The sequence below is a fragment of the Micromonospora sp. WMMD1274 genome (genome assembly GCF_049179035.1).
Lineage (GTDB): Bacteria > Actinomycetota > Actinomycetes > Mycobacteriales > Micromonosporaceae > Micromonospora > Micromonospora tulbaghiae.
In genome coordinates this window covers 4503576-4519925 of sequence record NZ_JBMHMG010000001.1, presented here as the reverse complement: position 1 = coordinate 4519925, position 16350 = coordinate 4503576, and the positions used below count along the sequence as shown (strand labels likewise).

General features: G+C 71.7%; 17 protein-coding genes. 12 read left to right on the top strand and 5 right to left on the bottom strand.

Annotated elements, in window-relative coordinates; translation table 11 throughout:
* Positions 1 to 70: 70 nt before the first annotated feature.
* From ACN27D_RS21520 to ACN27D_RS21505, 4 genes are all read left to right on the top strand, one after another.
* Positions 71 to 502, top strand: coding sequence for a DUF5919 domain-containing protein (locus ACN27D_RS21520; protein ID WP_421499842.1), 432 nt, complete (start codon positions 71 to 73; stop codon positions 500 to 502).
* On the top strand, positions 499 to 1302 hold the full coding sequence (locus ACN27D_RS21515) for an inositol monophosphatase family protein (protein WP_421499841.1): 804 nt from the start codon (positions 499 to 501) through the stop codon (positions 1300 to 1302). Before ACN27D_RS21520 ends, ACN27D_RS21515 begins: the two co-directional genes overlap by 4 nt.
* Positions 1303 to 1328: 26 nt before the next feature.
* Positions 1329 to 1877: a GNAT family N-acetyltransferase gene (locus ACN27D_RS21510; RefSeq protein ID WP_421499840.1), complete on the top strand. Its 549-nt coding sequence runs from the start codon at positions 1329 to 1331 to the stop codon at positions 1875 to 1877.
* A gap of 119 nt (positions 1878 to 1996) precedes the next feature.
* A complete protein-coding gene (locus ACN27D_RS21505; protein WP_421499839.1) occupies positions 1997 to 5071 on the top strand; it encodes a DUF3427 domain-containing protein in 3075 nt (1024 codons plus the stop codon).
* 25 nt (positions 5072 to 5096) lie between these two features.
* Here ACN27D_RS21505 and ACN27D_RS21500 read toward each other — a convergent pair whose 3' ends face one another.
* Positions 5097 to 5570: a hypothetical protein gene (locus ACN27D_RS21500; protein ID WP_421499838.1), complete on the bottom strand. Its 474-nt coding sequence runs from the start codon at positions 5568 to 5570 to the stop codon at positions 5097 to 5099.
* Positions 5567 to 6082, bottom strand: a complete 516-nt coding sequence (locus tag ACN27D_RS21495; RefSeq protein ID WP_421499837.1) for a DUF1772 domain-containing protein — start codon at positions 6080 to 6082, stop codon at positions 5567 to 5569. Before ACN27D_RS21495 ends, ACN27D_RS21500 begins: the two co-directional genes overlap by 4 nt.
* A 209-nt stretch (positions 6083 to 6291) precedes the next feature.
* Between ACN27D_RS21495 and ACN27D_RS21490 the strand changes: the two genes are divergently transcribed.
* Entirely contained in the window at positions 6292 to 7509 is a 1218-nt protein-coding gene (locus ACN27D_RS21490) for a sensor histidine kinase (RefSeq protein WP_421499836.1), read from the top strand.
* Positions 7506 to 8168: a response regulator gene (locus ACN27D_RS21485; RefSeq protein ID WP_421499835.1), complete on the top strand. Its 663-nt coding sequence runs from the start codon at positions 7506 to 7508 to the stop codon at positions 8166 to 8168. Before ACN27D_RS21490 ends, ACN27D_RS21485 begins: the two co-directional genes overlap by 4 nt.
* A 22-nt stretch (positions 8169 to 8190) precedes the next feature.
* Here the strand turns inward: ACN27D_RS21485 and ACN27D_RS21480 are convergent, their stop codons facing one another.
* Positions 8191 to 10350, bottom strand: coding sequence for an MMPL family transporter (locus tag ACN27D_RS21480; protein WP_121684523.1), 2160 nt, complete (start codon positions 10348 to 10350; stop codon positions 8191 to 8193).
* A 112-nt stretch (positions 10351 to 10462) separates the two neighbouring features.
* Here ACN27D_RS21480 and ACN27D_RS21475 point away from each other — a divergent pair, with 112 nt between their 5' ends.
* Genes ACN27D_RS21475 through ACN27D_RS21460 form a run of 4 tightly spaced genes read left to right on the top strand, consistent with a single transcriptional unit; the run spans position 10463 to position 12959 of the window.
* A complete protein-coding gene (locus ACN27D_RS21475; RefSeq protein ID WP_421499834.1) occupies positions 10463 to 11413 on the top strand; it encodes a hypothetical protein in 951 nt (316 codons plus the stop codon).
* A complete protein-coding gene (locus tag ACN27D_RS21470; protein WP_120571469.1) occupies positions 11410 to 11808 on the top strand; it encodes a hypothetical protein in 399 nt (132 codons plus the stop codon). Before ACN27D_RS21475 ends, ACN27D_RS21470 begins: the two co-directional genes overlap by 4 nt.
* Positions 11809 to 11854: 46 nt before the next feature.
* Positions 11855 to 12220, top strand: a complete 366-nt coding sequence (locus ACN27D_RS21465) for a VOC family protein (RefSeq protein ID WP_091045928.1) — start codon at positions 11855 to 11857, stop codon at positions 12218 to 12220.
* A 4-nt stretch (positions 12221 to 12224) separates the two neighbouring features.
* On the top strand, positions 12225 to 12959 hold the full coding sequence (locus tag ACN27D_RS21460) for a YqjF family protein (protein WP_421499833.1): 735 nt from the start codon (positions 12225 to 12227) through the stop codon (positions 12957 to 12959).
* 110 nt (positions 12960 to 13069) lie between these two features.
* Here ACN27D_RS21460 and yidD read toward each other — a convergent pair whose 3' ends face one another.
* Positions 13070 to 13459 carry a membrane protein insertion efficiency factor YidD gene (gene yidD, locus ACN27D_RS21455; protein ID WP_233585732.1) on the bottom strand — a complete coding sequence of 130 codons (390 nt, stop codon included), beginning with the start codon at positions 13457 to 13459 and terminating at the stop codon, positions 13070 to 13072.
* Positions 13460 to 13562: 103 nt separating this feature from the next.
* Between yidD and ACN27D_RS21450 the strand changes: the two genes are divergently transcribed.
* Positions 13563 to 14423, top strand: coding sequence for an AraC family transcriptional regulator (locus ACN27D_RS21450; RefSeq protein ID WP_421499832.1), 861 nt, complete (start codon positions 13563 to 13565; stop codon positions 14421 to 14423).
* Here the strand turns inward: ACN27D_RS21450 and ACN27D_RS21445 are convergent.
* Positions 14420 to 15667 carry a phosphotransferase family protein gene (locus tag ACN27D_RS21445; RefSeq protein WP_421499831.1) on the bottom strand — a complete coding sequence of 416 codons (1248 nt, stop codon included), beginning with the start codon at positions 15665 to 15667 and terminating at the stop codon, positions 14420 to 14422. The genes ACN27D_RS21450 and ACN27D_RS21445 overlap by 4 nt on opposite strands.
* A 108-nt stretch (positions 15668 to 15775) precedes the next feature.
* Between ACN27D_RS21445 and ACN27D_RS21440 the strand changes: the two genes are divergently transcribed.
* Positions 15776 to 16348 (top strand): hypothetical protein, encoded by a 573-nt coding sequence (locus ACN27D_RS21440; protein ID WP_421499830.1) that lies wholly within the window; start codon positions 15776 to 15778, stop codon positions 16346 to 16348.
* Positions 16349 to 16350: the final 2 nt, after the last annotated feature.

The window sequence follows — 16350 nt, the reverse complement described above, 5'->3', positions numbered from 1 at the left end:
TGCCGGGCAACGCCTTCAACCAGTTACGAGACGTCCCTTAGACGGCGCGCGTCGCGTCCGAGCGATCGGGTTGTCTCTCAACATGCTCTGCCAGGACTACGCGGACCGTCATTGGCAAGCGCTCCTGGCAGGCGGCACCCACGCCCGATGCCTGTTCCTGGATCCGGCGGGAACAGCGATCCAGGCGCGCGAGGCGGAGGAGGGATTCCTCTCCGGACAGCTCGCGGCGCTCACCAAACTCAACCTGGAGACATTACTGCGAGTCCGCGAGCGTTTACCTGTCGAACTCCGGACTCGCCTGGAGTTGGCCACCTATGACGAGACTCTTCGCTTCAACATCGTGCTCGTGGATGATCAGTGCGTGGCGCAGCCCTACCTGACCGACAGTCGAGGGGTGGACTCACCCGCCTTCGTCATTCGGCGCGACGTGCACCGATCCGGGCTCTACCAGGTGTTCGAGCAGTTCTTCGAGTCGCATTGGCAGCGTGGCAAGGCGCTGTGAGCACCTACCAAGACCTCCTACCCGTTGCGACCGAGGCCGTTAGGCGAGCTGCTCGGGCCATGCGGCAGGGATCTCCCGGCGTACTCACCCTCAAGGGCGACCGCGACGTCGCCTCCGAACTCGACTTCGCGATCGAGCGGGATGTCCGCGCCTTCCTGGCAGCGGAGACGCCCGATATCGGCTTCCTCGGTGAGGAGGAAGGTGACTCAGGCCGAGCCGACCTCCGTTGGGTACTCGACCCTATCGACGGCACCGCGAACTTCCTCCGCCGGTTGCCGATGTGCGCCGTCTCGCTGGCACTCGTGCATCAGAACAATCCAGTGCTGGGCGTGATCGAGCTGCCGTTCCTGAGCTCGCTCTATACCGCTGTGGAAGGCTGCGGCGCACACGCTAACGGGCAGCGGATAACGGTCGGCGGGGTCAGCGTCTTGAAAGACGCAATCGTCGCCGTCGGCGATTACGCAGTCGGGCCTGGCGCCGATGCCAAGAACGCGATGAGACTTGCCCTGGCCGCCCAGCTCGCTGCACGGTCCCAACGCGTACGCATGATGGGCAGCGCCGCACTCGACCTCGCATGGCTCGCTGAGGGACGGCTGGACGCCGCGATCACCCTCTCGAACCACCTGTGGGACATGGCATCCGGCGTCGTCATCGCGCGGGAAGCTGGGGCATCAGTGGTGGACCGGCACGGCAACGCCCACGACAGCACATCTCAGGAAACACTGGCCGCGTCTCCGCTGCTCATGCCGGCAATACTCGACCTGTATCGAAGCGCAGCAGCGGAAGCGGCTGCCGCCTGAGGGGTTCTTAATGGAATCCTCGCTTCGTGCGGGAGAATCTTCGACTTCGCCACCAGACGCCTATAGAGGCCGAGGGTCTGGTGGAGCAGCTTGTGGACGTGTACCTCGACGCGCACGCCCACGACGGCCCGCGCTACACGGCCGAGCGGTACGAACAGCAGCTCGCCGCGCACATGCCCCGGGAAGGCTGGGAGCTGGTGACGGCCTACGTCGATGACGAGTTGGTCGGCTACGTGTACGGCTTCCCGCTCGGACCCGATTCGCATTGGTGGGACGGCATCCACGAGCCGGTACCGGACGGCTTCACGGACGAAGACGGGCAACGGACATACGCGGTCTGCGAACTGCTGGTGCGGCGATCGTGGCAACGCCGGGGTATCGCGCGGGCGCTCCACGATCGGCTCCTGAGCACGCGGCGGGAGGAAAGGGCCACGCTGCTCGTACGGCCTGACAACGTTGCCGCCCAGCAGGCGTATGACTCCTGGGGTTGGCAACCGGCCGGATGGCTCCGGCCCACGCGGGAGGGAGCACCGCTGTTCGAGGTCCGCGTCAAAGCCATTGCGTCGAGCCGGTGACGGGCAACGCGTCGACCTTTCACCTCTAGGTGTCAATGATCTGACAGGCCACCGGACAAGGCTCCTAACACCTATCGCACCGGCTTCCGCCCGGCGTTCATCGCGGCTAGCTTGCCATCGTGGGGGATCTTGAGAAGGGCATCTACGAACACCTGATCACGGAGAAGCTGGCGACGCAGCTCAGGCATGTCGATAGCGCCCTCGTCCGGGATGCGAAGCTGGATGCCGCCGACGCGCATGACGTCCTGGCCCGGCACATCGCGGGCCTCGCGCGGCGGGCGCTCCTCGGCGTCGGTGGCGGGGAGAACAAGTTGGCCCGGCAGGTCGACCTGGCGAACCGCATCGCCGCGCACATCGCTCAGGCCGAGCCCCGCGCCGTCACCGCCGAGGACCAGGTAGCGGACGCCCAACGTCTGTTGCACGCCATCGCCTCACCGCCCACCCCACCGGCCGCACCGGTCTTCCCGATCCGCCCCTCGACGCCGCTTTCCACCGGCGCGCTCCTGGTCAACGGCCGGCACCAGCCGCGCATCGGCCACGAGGTCAGCCACGAGATGGCGTCGGCGGACGAGGTGGACCTGCTCTGCGCCTTCATCAAGTGGCACGGGCTGCGCATCATCGAGCCCGCGATCACCGAGCTGGTCGGCAGAGGGGGTCGGGTACGGGTCATCACGACGACGTACATGGGCGCCACCGATCAGCGGGCGCTCGATCGGCTCGCCGAGCTGGGTGCCGAGATCAAGGTGTCCTACGAGACGCGGACCACCCGCCTGCACGCCAAGGCATGGCTGTTCCGGCGGAACAACGGCACCACCACCGCGTACGTCGGTTCGTCGAACCTCTCCAAGGCCGCGCTCGTCGACGGCGTGGAGTGGAACGTGCGCATCTCGAACCTGGAGCAGCCGCACGTCATCGACACGTTCGAGGCGACGTTCGCCGACTACTGGAACGACTCGGCGTTCGAGACCTACGACCCGGCAGCCGATGGCGAGCGCCTACGTGTCGCGTTGCGCGGGGAACGCGCCGACGACGCACCGACTGAGATCGCGAACCTGGACGTGCGGCCGTTCCCGTACCAGCAGGAGGTTCTTGACGACCTCGACGCCGAACGCCTGGTGCACGGCCGCTGGCGCAACCTGGTGGTGATGGCGACCGGCACCGGCAAGACGGTGGTGGCGGCGCTCGACTACCGCCGGCTCCGGCGAGCCGGCCGCGTCGACTCGCTGCTCTTCGTCGCACATCAGGAGCAGATCCTGCGGCAGAGCCGGTCGGTGTTCCGCCAGGTCATGGGCGACGGCACGTTTGGCGAGACGCTGGTGGGCGGCGATCGGCCGCAGGGGTGGAAGCACGTCTTCGCGTCGATCCAGTCGCTGCGCCAGCGGGAGATCGACCCCGAGGCGTACGACATGGTGATCGTCGACGAGTTCCACCACGCCGAGGCGGCCACCTACACGGCGCTGCTGGAACGGCTTCGGCCGCGCGTACTCCTGGGTCTGACCGCGACGCCCGAGCGGAGCGACGGCCGTGACGTGCGCCGGTGGTTCGACGGCCGCGCGTCGGTGGAGTTGCACCTGTGGGAGGCCCTCGAACGGCAGTTGCTGGCGCCGTTTCAGTATTTCGGCCTGCACGACGACGTGGACCTGACGCGGGTGCGGTGGAAGCGCGGACAGGGGTACGACAAGGGCGAGCTGGACGGCGTCTACACGGGCAACCACGCTCGGGCGCGGCTCATCCTGCACGCGGTCCGGCGCATCGCTGACGTCGGACGGATGCGCGCCCTCGGCTTCTGCGTCAGCATCGGCCACGCGGAGTTCATGGCCGACTGGTTCACCCGGCACGGAGTGCCTTCGGCGGCGGTGACATCGCAGGTCAACCGGCCAGAGCAGCACGTGCTGATCGACCGCTTCCGCAAGCGCGAGCTGAAGGTGCTCTTCACCGTCGACCTGTTCAACGAGGGCGTCGACCTGCCGATGGTCGACACCATCCTCATGCTGCGCCCCACTGAGAGCGCGACGATTTTTCTGCAACAGCTCGGCCGCGGTCTGCGGCTGGACGACGACAAGCCATGCTTGACGGTCCTCGACTTCATCGGCGGTCAGCACGCGAACTTCCGGTTCGACATGCGTTGGCGGGCGCTCGCCGGGGTCAGCCGGCGGGCGGTCGAAGCGGCCGTCCGGGAGGACTTCCCCTCGCTACCCAGCGGCTGCCACATCGAGCTGGACCGGGTGGCGAAGGAAATCGTCCTCGCCAACCTCAAGTCGGCGCTGCCGACGTCGAAGAACGCGCTGGTGGCCGAGCTACGGCAGCTCGGTGACGTCAGTCTGTCCGACTTCCTGCGCGAGACCGGCCTGGAAATCGAGGACGTCTACCGATCGGCGAGCATCGGCGGCTGGGCGGGGCTGCGGCGGCTGGCCGTGCTCGACCCGGCCGAAGGTGGCCCGGACGACCGTGACCTGAGCCGGGCCATCGGCCGGATGCTCCACATCGACGATGTCGACAGGTTGGATCTGGTCGCTCGGGTCGCCGCCGGACAGCCCTCCACCGTCGGGCGGCTGCTCGACATGCTGCACTTCAGCCTGTGGGGGTCGTCGGTGCCACTGGCCGAACGCGACGCCCGGCTCAAGCGACTGTGGGCGGAACCGGCGCGCTGCGCCGAGCTGCGGCAGGTAGTCGACGTGCTGCGTGACCGCATCCATCGGGTCACCGAGCCACCTGCCCCGGGCCGGGTGCCGCTGCGGGTGCACGCCCGCTACAGCCGCAACGAGGCGTGCGCGGCATTCGGCATGACCAACCCCGGCTCGCTGCGCGAGGGCGTGAAGTGGCTGCCCGACGAGCGCGCGGATCTGTTCTTCGTCACGCTCGTCAAGTCCGAGGAGCATTACTCGCCCACCACCATGTACGCCGACCGCGCTATCACCGATCGGTTGTTCCAGTGGGAGTCGCAGAGCACCACGTCATCGGGCTCGGCCACCGAGCAGCGGTACGTCAACCACGTCGCGCAGGGCTCGACGGTGCACCTGTTCGTCCGCGAGACCAAGATTGCCGATCGCGACCTGGGCGCACCGCCGTACCTGTACGCGGGTCCGATGACGTACCGGGAACACAGCGGCGACCGGCCCATGCGGATCCTCTGGGAGCTGCGGACTCCGCTGCCCGCCGACATGTACGCCGCCGCCCGGGCGATCGCTGCCTGACCTGGGATCTCGCCCGCTCGCCGAGTCAGGCGAGCGGGCGGGAAGCGTCGGCTCGCTCACGACGTCGGGCTGGCACTGGCAGCACTCGGGACAACAGCACCGCGACCGCACCCGCAATCACTCCGACCATCGTCCCCGTGACCAGGCTCGACATCACCGCCGCACCCCGCAACAACGCCTCCCGCGCCCCCGGCTCCAGCCCGGCCAGCCCCGGCGCCTCCATGCCCAGCGACGAGTCCCAGAACACCTGGTGACCGACCGCCAGGAACACCCCGTACAACGCCCCGATCACCACCATCGTCAGGAACGGGCGTGGCGGTCGCCGCCACAGCACGGCGGCCACCCAGCACAGCGGCGGTCCGACCGCGAGCAGCGCGGCCACGACGGTGCCCTCCGGCACCACATCCAGGTCGTGCAGGACCACGCGCGGGGCGGCCAGCGCGGCCAGCGCGACCAACGCCGGCCAGGGGAACCCGAGGGTACGGCGACCCGCGCTCATCGCGTCACCTCCGACGGGGCCGAAGCCGACGTCGGTGCGGGAGCCGACACCGAGCCCGGCGCGGTCGAGCGCACGAACTTCAGCAGCGCGACGAACGCCAGGACGGCCGTCACCGCACCTCCGGCGAAGCGCACCCAGTGACCGGCGACGAACTCCGCGGCGACCTGACGCAGGTACTCGGCGGAGTGCGTACCGGGCGGGTCGACGAACATGATCTCGTTGCGCGGCCAGAAGAAGACAGCGGAGAACAGGAACTCGCAGACGACGAACACGGCCGTGGCGCCGGCGACCCACCAGCGCAGCCGCCGGTCGCGCCAGGTGAGCAGCGTGGCGGCGACGCTGCTCAGGATCACCGACGCGCCGAGCGGCGGGAAGTAGTCGTGCGGGCCGCCGTGGACGAGGAACTCACGGGCCCGGTCGAGCGAGGCGGGCGCGTCGCTGAAGATGTTCGGGTAGAGCATGACGGTCTCGGCGGCGACCCCGCCGAACGACATCATTGCCGCCCATACCATGACAATAAGGGCGAGCCAGGTCAGTCTTGTGCGTAGCACGAGGGTTCTCCTCACGTTTCGGGGACGCCATCGACGCTAGGTCGGCTGCCCTCGGCCGTCGTCCGCGTGGTCGCGCGACCGGATGTCGCTTCTCGGCGTACGCCTCGGGGTCGACCCTGACGCCTGCGGACGACAGCGGTGAGGGTCCGCGCGGACCTAGGCTCGAAGGCGTGCCCGACACCTCGCCCACCCGCGCCGACGCGCTGCTCGCGGCGGCCACGCTCGGCCTGGTCGCGGTGGCCGTGGCGGCCGTGGCGGCCGACCGGCCCGCGCCCGGCGGCGCGGCGCTCGCGGTCGTGGCCGGCGCGGTGCTCGGCGGTCTGGTGCTGGGCGCCAGGCGGTGGCCGCTGCCGGCGCTGCTGGCGACGGCTGTCGTCATCCTCGGGTACTACGCGCTGGACCTGCCGCCCGTCGGGGTGGCCGCCCCGGCCGCCGCAGTCCTCTACCGGGTGTCCGAGCGCGGGCGTGTGGTTCCGGCCGCCGTGGTCGCCGGGAGCCTGCTGGCCGTGTCGGTGGTCGCCCGGCTGGCCGAGGGCGACGACATCGCGGTGGTCGTCGGTACGGAACTCGGCTCCGAGGCGGCGTTGCTGCTCGCCGTCATCGCCCTCGGCGACGCGGTACGCAACCGGCGGTCGCTGCGGGCGGCGCTGGTCCGGCAGGCGATTGCGGCCGACGAGGAGCGGCACCGGGAGGCGGCCCGTCAGGTCGAGGCGGAACGGCTGCGCATCGCCCGGGAGGTGCACGACACGCTCGGGCACACCATGTCGGTGATCACGTTGCAGTCGGCAGTCGCCCGGGAGGCGCTCGCCGACAGCGATCCGGCGCAGGCGGAGAGCGCGTTGGCCGCGATCCGGTCGGCGAGCGGCAGCGCGATGGCGGAGTTGCGGGCGACGCTCGGCACGCTGCGCCGCGAGCCCGGGCCACGGGAACCGGCCCCGGGCTTCGATCAGCTCCCGGCGCTCGTGGACGGCGTACGCCGGGGAGGGCTGGCCGTCGACCTGCGGGTCGAGGGTCCGGTGGACACGCTGCCCGCGGTGGTGGGCAGCACCGTCTACCGGGTCGTGCAGGAGGCGTTGACGAACGTCCTGCGCCACGCCGGGGCCACCCGGGTCACCGTGACGGTCCGCGCCACGCCCGGTCGGCTCGCGCTGGAGGTGGTGGACGACGGCCGCGGCGGCCCACCCGGCGGGCCGACGAGCGGGAGGGGCCAGGGCCTGCGCGGCATGGCCGAGCGGGTGGCCCTGCTGGGCGGCACCGTCGAAACCGGCACCGTCCAGACCGGCACCGCCGCAACCGGCGACACCCGAGCAACCGGCGGCACCGGCACGAGCGGCAGCGGCGGCTTCCGGGTGTCGGTCCACCTGCCGCTCGCGGGGGTGGCCGCGTGAGCCCGATCCGCGTCGTCCTCGTCGACGACCAGCACCTGGTCCGCACCGGCCTGCGCGCGCTGCTCGACCGGGCGCCGGACATCGAGGTGGTGGGCGAGGCCGGCGACGGCGGCAGCGGCCTCTCCGTGGTACGGGAGCAGCAGCCCGACATCGTGCTGATGGACGTCCGGATGCCCGGCGGGGACGGGCTGGAGGCGACCCGGCGGATCCTGACCGACCCGACGCTGGACGGCGTGCAGGTGGTCATGCTGACCACGTTCGACGACGACGAGTACCTGTTCGAGGCGATCCGCGCCGGGGCGGCCGGTTTCCTGCTCAAGGACACCCCGCCCGACGCGCTGCGGGACGCGATCCGGACGGTGGCCGGTGGTGACGCGCTGCTCTCCCCCGCCGTGACCCGCCGGGTGCTGGCCGCGGCGGCCCGCTCACCGGTGGCCGACCCGGCGCGGCTGGCCGGACTCACCGCCCGGGAACGGGACGTGCTCGCCCAGGTGGGCGCCGGACGTTCCAACACGGAGATCGGGCAGGCGTTGTTCCTGAGCCCGGACACCGCCCGCACCTACGTGAGCCGGCTGCTCCAGAAGCTGAACGCCCGCGACCGGGCGCAGCTCGTCGTGATCGCGTACGAGAGCGGGCTGGTCCGCCCCGGCGAGGGCTGAGCCGCGCCGGGGCGGGTCGCAGTCAGGCCGACGCCGCGTCCGCCGGCTCGGGTGCCGCGTGCCGGCCGCCGCCGTTGCGCCGTTCGTCGCCGTGCCCCGGCCACCATGCCTTGTGGCCGATCAGCCCGGTCAGTGCCGGTACGAAGAACATCGACATGACGAACGCGGACAGCACGATCCCGATCGCCACCGCGAAGCCCATCTGCTGGAGGAACGAGATCGGCGCGAGCATCAGCACCCCGAACGTGCCGGCCAGGATCAGCCCGGCCGCGGCGACTGTCGGGCCGGCGTGTTCCACCCCGATCGCGGCGGCCTGGTGTGGTTCGTGGCCTTCGCGCGCCTCCTCGCGGAGCCGGGCGATCATCAGGATGTTGTAGTCGGTGCCGATCGCCACTACGAACAGGTAGAGGATGATCGGCAACTGGAACGTCACGCCGGGGTTGCCCTGGAGCCCCTGGAACACGTAGACGGTGGCGCCGAGCGTGGCGGCGAAGTTGAGCAGCACGGCGATCACCAGGTAGACCGGCGCGACGAGGCTGCGCAGCAGCAGCGCCAGGATGATCGCGATCAGGAGGGCGGCGACCGGGAGGATCACCGACAGGTCCCTGTTGTTCGCCGAGTTGATGTCCGCGAAGATCGCCGTGGCGCCACCCACGAGCGCCTTGGTGCCGGGCGGAGCCGCCTCGTGCACCGCGTCCCGCAGGTCGTCGCGCACGAGCGTGATCGCCTCGTTGGACATCGGGTTCTCGTCCAGCAGCAGGTTGATCCGGACGACGCTCGGGTCGGTGGTGCTGCGCTCCGGCGGCTGCGCCTGCCCGACGCCCGGAGCGCGTGCGGCCGCGGCGGCGAAGTCGTTCACCTGCTGCTCGGTGAGCGGGGTGCCGTTGCCGGTGGTCAGGTAGACCTCGGTGGGCGCGAGCGCCCCGGCGGCGAACCCGCGCTGGAGATCCTGGGCGGCCCGCGCCGACTCGGTGTCCTGCGGGAAGCCGGCGCTGAAGTCGTAGTCGGCCTTGTACCCGAGCACCCCGGCGGCGAGCGCCACGAGCAGCGCGCCCGAGGCGGCGGCCACGACGGCCGGACGGCGGCCAACGACGGCGCCGAGCCGCCGGGACAGGGTGGCCTTGGGCTGACGCTGCCACGCCTTCGACGGCCAGAACACCCACCGGCCGAGCAGCGACACGATCGCCGGGATCAGCGTCAGCGAGGTGACGAGCATGACGCCGACGGCGATGGCGAGCGCCGGACCGAGTGAGCCGAAGAAGCCGAGCGAGGCGAGCAGCAGCACCAGGAACGCCACGATGACCGCACCGGCGGCGGACGTGATGACCTCGCCGACCCGCTGCACCGAGACGATCATCGCGGTGCGCTTGTCGTCGCCGGCGCGCAGCCGCTCCCGGTAGCGGAACAGCAGGAACAGGATGTAGTCGGTGCCGATGCCGAACAGCACGATCAGCAGGATGGTCTGCAGGTCCTGGCTGACGTTGAGGTCGAACGCCTTGCCGGCGGCGGCGACCAGCCCGGTGGTGACGGACATGACCACGCTGATGACCACCACCGGCAGCAGCGCGGCGATCGGACTGCGGAAGATGATCAGGATCAGCCCGATGATGAGGACGATGGTGGCGACGCCGACGACAGCGAACGCCTCGTTGAACGTGTCCTCGTTGTCGACGAAGCTCGCCACGTCGCCGGCCACCCCTGCGGTCAGGCCGCTGCCGGCCAGGTCCGGCCCGAGGGCGGCGCGCAGGTCGCGTACCGCGTCGAGCAGGCCCGGGTCGTCGGGGCTGTCGGCGTCGAGACCGACGGTGACCACCTGCACCGACTTGTCCGGCGCGACGGCCTGCGGGCCGGTCAGGTAGCCGGAGGTCTGCGGGATGTTCCGGGCCTTGAGCGCGGTGGCGAGCTGCCCCACGCGCGCCTCGTCGGCCGGGGTCAGCGGCTTGCCGTCGCTGCGCTTGACCACGACCGTGGCGGTGGCGGTGGCGGCCTGCGGGAACGACTTCGCGGCCAGCTCGGTGGCCTGCACCGACTCGTAGGAACGCGGCAGGAAGCTCTCCTGGTCCGCGGAGGTGATGTCGCTCAGCGAAGGACTGGCGGCGATGATCGCGATTGCGGCGACTACCCAGCCGCCGATCACCCACCAGGCCTTGCCCACGACGAATCTGCCCAGGCGCTCGAACATCGTTTCCCCCGTGTGTTCGGCTGTGTCGCACGCGATCCTACGCTGTGTGAGCAATCCCTTTCGGACGGCTCGCGGACTTCCCTGGATGATCCGGGTGGCCGAGGATCGACTGATGAGCGTTCGGCTGCCCGGTCCCGGAGTGCTCGCGGCCTGGTTGGCGGCGACGGTGCCGGCCCCGCTCGTCGTCTACGAGTGGACCCACAGGTGGGAGGAGGAGCAGCCGGTCTCCACCGCGCTGTGGTGGCCCGTGCTCGCGTCGCCGGTGCTCGCCGCCGTGCTGGCGGCCCGGCAACCCCGGCGCGCCACGACGGCCGTGGGCGTGTCCACGCTGGTCACGACCTCACTTCTCGCGGCGTCGCTGGCCTTCTTCCGGTGGGTCGTGCCGCTGACGGGCGAGGCCCGCTGGGGGCGGGCTCTGCTCGGCGGCGCTGCGCTCGCGGTGGCCGGAGCGCTGATCGGGTACGCCGTGGGCGGGCGCCTGCCCCGCCGGGACCGCCCCGCGTCGCGGCGCGGCTACCTGGTCGGCGGGCTCGCCGTCGTGTTCGGCGCGCTGCTGGCGCAGTCCGCGGTACGGCTCGGCGCCGAGGACAGCACGATCGGACACCCCCCGCACGAGTACGGCGGCGTGGGCCCTTACGTGACGTCGGCGAGCCGGTTCACGGCACCGGTCGCCGGGGCGTACGGGATCTTCGCGCTGGGTTTCTCCCCGGCGGACCCGGACTGCCGCGTCACCGGCGACGACTCGGAGGTGCGGGCGGCCGAGCCGGTCTCCGTCCCGCCGGGCGACTACGGCAGCGACGCCGCCGCCTACTCCTGGGTGGCGACCGTGCGGGTGCCGACGCCGGGTTCGTGGACGCTCGACTGCCGCACGACCGACCCGGAGGCGTCCTACGTGGTGGGTGACTTGCCGGAGATCCGAGGTGCGGTGGGCGCGGTGATCCACTGGCCGGTGGGCGTGATCTGGCTGCTCGGCGCGGTGCCCGGCCTGCTGCTCGTCGCGGACACCGCCCGGCGACGGCGAGCCGGTCCGATGGTCGCGGTGTCCGGCAGGATGACCGCGTGAACGACGAGGAGTGGTACGAGCGGCACGGACTGCGTCCGGCGGACGTCGAGCCGGTGCGGTCGATGCTGCGCGAGCAGATCCGCCTCGGTGCCGACAACGACAGCGCCCTCATCCACTTGGGCTGCGAGCAGTTGTTCCTGCACGGTGACCTGGCCGACGTACTGCTGATCTGGCAGGCCAAGCACTCCAGCTTCGACGCCGCGTGCTCGGTGGAGTGGCAGTTGCTGTGCGGGGCTGGGCGGGAGCAGACGCTCGCTCACCTACGGACGCTCGGCACGGCGGAGGCGGCCGAGGTTCTCGCCTACCTGTCGGCTGTCGATCCCGAGGACGTGGCGGCGTTCGACGTGGCCGAGCGATCTCGCTGGTACGTCGAATACCACGGCGGATTGTCGTAGGGGTTTCGTAGCCTGGGGCGGTCATCGACGATCGCAGGGAGGCGACGTGCTCGACCACTTCTCCGTAGCGGTGCGCGATCTGGCGGCCAGCGGCGCCTTCTACGACGCCGTCCTCGCCCCGCTGGGCGGGCGGCGGCTGATGGAGCCCGGCCCGATCGGCTACGGCGTCGACGCGCCCGACTTCTGGGTGGAGCCCGCGCCCTCCGGCGCCACGCCGGTGCCGGTGCACATCGCGTTCACCGCCGCCGACCGCGCCACGGTCCGGGCGTTCCACGACGCGGCTGTCGCGGCCGGCGCGGAGGTGCTGCACGCGCCGAAGGAGTGGCCGGAATACCACGCCGGCTACTACGGCGCGTTCGTCCGCGACCCGGACGGCAACAACGTCGAGGCGGTCTGCCACCGCCCGGAGTGAGGGCGTGGAGATCGAGCCGGTCGAGCACGCCCCGGTACGCGCAATCCGCCTCGCCTGGCTGGCCCAGCGCTGGCACGACCTGACGTTCCTGCACTGGGCGGTCCCGCCGGAGCGGGTGGCGCCGCTGCTGCCCGCCGGCACCCGGCCGGACACGTTCGACGGGCTCACCTACGTCGGGCTGATCGGGTTCCAGATGGTCGGGCTGGGGCTCGGGCGTGGTCCGGGCGTGCCCTACTTCGGCACGTTCTGGGAGACGAACGTCCGGCTCTACTCGGTCGACGGCTCGGGGCGCCGCGCTGTGGTGTTCCGCTCGCTCGACGCGTCCCGGCTGGTGCCGGTGCTGGTGGCGCAACTGAGCCTGCGCCTGCCGTACAAGTGGTCGGCGATGCGGCTGGACCGATCCGGTGACACGCTCACCTACCGGTGCCGCCGCCGCTGGCCCGGTCCGGCGGGCGCGACCAGCCGGATGACCGTACGCGTCGGCGCGCCGATCCCCGAGCCGACACCGCTGGAACACTTCCTCACCGCGCGCTGGGGCCTGCACACCCGCGCGTACGGCCGCACCCTCCACGTGCCGAACTGGCATCCACAGTGGCCGCTGCACCGCGCCGAGCTGCTGCACCTGGACGACGAACTGGTCACCGCCGGTGGCCTGCCGGCGCCGGACGGGCCGCCGGTGAGCGTGCTCTACTCCCCCGGCGTCCCGGTCGTCTTCGGCGGCCCCACGTCGGTCGGGTGACCGCCACGTCGGTCGACGCCAGGTCGCTGGAGTGGCGGCATCCGGCGCACCGGAACACCGCCACTTCCCCGAGGTGGCGCCGGCACGTCCGCGCGCGGAGGCGGGTGGCGTCAGCGCACCGGGTCGTGGGTGCCGTGCGGCACGTCGGGACGGCATCGGCGTACCCGGTCGGCGGCCATCCGACCGCCCACCGCCAGCCCGTACCGCTCGACCGCGGCGAGCCCGTACGCGCTGCACGTGGGCGTGTAGCGGCAGGTCGCCGGCCAGCGGTGCGACAGCCAGCGCCGGTAACCGAGGATGGCGGCCCGGCCGGCGCGGTCCACGGCGGGCCGGCGCACGACGCCGGCGGTCACCGAGCCGAGGGTGAGCAGCATCGAGAAGAGGCCCAGGTCGCAGCAGCCCGGCCCGTCACAGGTGGGCACGTCGCAGTTGCACCAGTCCCGGCTCTTCTTTTTCTTGTGGTGCCGCTTCCGGAAGATCACCACGTCATGATGCGACACGCCCGCCAGTGTCGAACGAGGCGACCGGATCGGGTCCGGTGTGATCGGGTCGGTGGGCGGCCGGGAGCCTAGCGTCGAGGTCGTCACCAGGAAGGAACATCGGGTGCTGGATCGGCTCAACGCCGCGTTGGACCACCTCGAACAGCGGCTCGACCAGCCGCTCGACGTGGCCGCGCTGGCCCGGCTCGCGGGCGTGTCGGAACACCACTTCGGCCGGCTGTTCTCGGCGCTGGCCGGAATGCCGCTGTCGGAGTACGTGCGCCGTCGCCGGATGACGCTGGCCGGCGCCGACGTGCTCGCCGGCGGGGAGTCGCTGCTCGACGTGGCGGTCCGGTGGGGGTACGGCTCGAACGAGGCGTTCGCCCGCGCGTTCCGCGCCGTGCACGGCGTCGGGCCGACACAGGCCCGGCAGGCCGGTGCGGTGCTGCGGTCCCAGCCCCGGATGTCCTTCCGGCTCGTCGTCGAAGGGAACACCAGCATGGACTACCGGATCGTGACCAAGGACGCCTTCCGGCTCGCCGGGTTGACGGCCCGGGTGCCGCTCGTGCACGAGGGGATGAACCCGCACATCGTGGCGTTCGTCAGGGGCATCGACCCGGCCACCGTGCGCCGCATCGAGGCGCTGTCCGACCAGGAGCCGCGCGGGATCGTCAACGTCAGCGCCGAGCTGACCGGTTCCCGTGACGAGGGCGCCGAGCTGGACTACTGGTACGCGGCGGTGACCGGTGCGGACGTGCCGGACGACCTGCGCAGCCTGCCGGTCGAGGCCGGCGACTGGGCGGTGTTCTCCAGCTCCGGCGCGTTCCCGGTGGCGGTGCAACACCTGTGGCGGGCGGTGTTCACGTCTTGGTTCCCGTCCAACCCGTACGAGGCCCGTCCGGGGCCGGAGATCTCGCGGGTGCGGGTCGCCGAGGGCGGCGGCACCGCCGACGCCGAACTGTGGATCCCGGTCCGCCGCGTCTAGGGTCGCGCCACCGCCGCCGCTCGCGCCAACGCGGCCGGCACGTCGTGTACGTGATACGGGTGTTCGCTCGGCTCGATCGCGGCGAGGAACATCGAGTACACGGCGGCCAGCCGCAGCGGCGCGACCGGCCGGAGCAGGTCGACGGCCCGGTGCGGGTCGCTGCCCGGCACGTCGGCCCGCCACCGCCGCGCCCACGCGTCGATCAGCCGGGCGGCGGCGTCCGCGTCGACGTCCTCGGTGAGGCGCAGGATGTCGAAGGCGGGGTGGCCGGCGAACGAGTCCGCCCAGTCGATCACCGTCCGGCGCCCGTCGTCACCGCGCACGTTGCCGGGGTGCAGGTCACCGTGCACGAGCGTGTCGGGCAGGCCGCAGTCGCCGACCTGCCGCAACCGATGGTCGAGCCCGTCGAGCAGACCAGCGGCGGCCGACACGTCGTGCCCGGCCAGCCGTTCCCGGATCCAGCCCGCCAGCCTCGCCCCGCGCAGGTCGGGCACCCCGGCCGCGACCAGCTCACCGACGACCCCACAGGCCCGCAGTTGCACCGCGTGATGCTCGGCTGCGACGGCAGCCCGCTCCTCCTCCCCGGCCCCGTACCGGTCCTCCCCGGGCACGTCCGCCAGCAGCATCCGCCCCTTCCCGTCGGCGGCGAGCACCACCGGCCCGTTGATCAAGGAGTTCGGGTCACCAGGGAGATCGGCACCGACACCAACTCCTCGATCATCGGGGAAGGCCAGGACCGTGGGCTCGTGGCGGGAGAAAGGGGGGAGCTGCTTCAACCACGCCGGGCCTTGGTCGGTGTCCAGGCGCCAGATGGCGGAGAGGTTCCAGGTGCGCTGCTGCGCCACGGCCGACACCCGGTGGCCGAGCCGGCGCAGCTCGCCGGTCGCCCACGCGACGCTGTCGGCCGGACCGCCCGCCTCCGCCCACGGCTGGCGCAGCGGATGCGGCGCGAGGTCCACTGCCACCGGTTCCAGGGGTGAGCCAAGCGCGTCCCCGGCCGGCTCCAGGGGTACGGCCGGCGCGTCGACGACCTGGGCCAGGTAGCGGACGTGACCGCCCGGCGGCGCAGGGCGGTCGGCGTCGAGCAGCCGCAGCACGGCGACCTCCAGACCGTGGCGCTGCCGGACGGCGGCGACGATCGAGCCGGCCTCCTGCCACCACGGCTCCTGTACGCCGAACGGCGGCAGCGCGCCGAGCGGGCGGCCGGCGGAGTCGAGCAGGACCAGCGTGACGGTGCGGGACACGGCCGGACGGTATCCGGGCACCCCTACGGGAGGCGAGCGGATTGATCCGGGTCCGGTTCGGGACCGCTCCCCGATGTCCCGCGCACGGGCACCCGGAACGCTGAGGCGATGAGCCTTCTCGATTCCCGCACACGTCCCGCGTACCAGTGGTTGCGCCCGGTCGCCGTGGCGTCGGCGGTGCTGCTGCTCGGCTACGGCCTGCTGCGCCTGCTCGACCGCCTGGACGGGCACAGCGACAAGGGTGCCTGGGCGTGGAACACCGGCCACACCCTGTTCCTGCTCGGCGTCCTCGGCTTCGCCGCGCTGATCGTCGGGCTGCACGGCCTGCTGCGTACCCGGTCGTCGCGGTTGCGGACGCTCGACGACGTGGCCGCGCTGGCCGGCCTGGTCGGTGCCGCCGCCTTCGTCTGGGTGATCCTCGGCGACCTGTTCCCGAGCTTCGCCGAAGCGGTGCGCACGCCCGGGCTGGTGTTGTTCGGCGGACCGCTGCTGTTCGAGTTGGGCCTGCTGGTGCTGCTGTACCGGGCGGCGGCGGCACGGCTGCTGCCGGTGTGGGCGCCGGTGCTGGTGCTGGCCGGGTTCCTGGCGATCGCGGTGAACCTGAACCTGCTGCCGGTGGGCGCCGCGCTGGTGCTGGCCGGGCTGCTGCCGCTGCGCGTCACGCCCCGCCCGGTGGCCTGACC

Bases quoted from the DNA above. Each gene is read 5' to 3' on its own strand.
- ACN27D_RS21500 (WP_421499838.1), bottom strand. From the start codon at position 5,570: ATGAGCGCGGGTCGCCGTACCCTCGGGTTCCCCTGGCCGGCGTTGGTC.
- ACN27D_RS21495 (WP_421499837.1), bottom strand. From the start codon at position 6,082: ATGGTATGGGCGGCAATGATGTCGTTCGGCGGGGTCGCCGCCGAGACC.
- ACN27D_RS21480 (WP_121684523.1), bottom strand. From the start codon at position 10,350: ATGTTCGAGCGCCTGGGCAGATTCGTCGTGGGCAAGGCCTGGTGGGTG.
- ACN27D_RS21475 (WP_421499834.1), top strand. From the start codon at position 10,463: ATGAGCGTTCGGCTGCCCGGTCCCGGAGTGCTCGCGGCCTGGTTGGCG.
- ACN27D_RS21440 (WP_421499830.1), top strand. From the start codon at position 15,776: ATGAGCCTTCTCGATTCCCGCACACGTCCCGCGTACCAGTGGTTGCGC.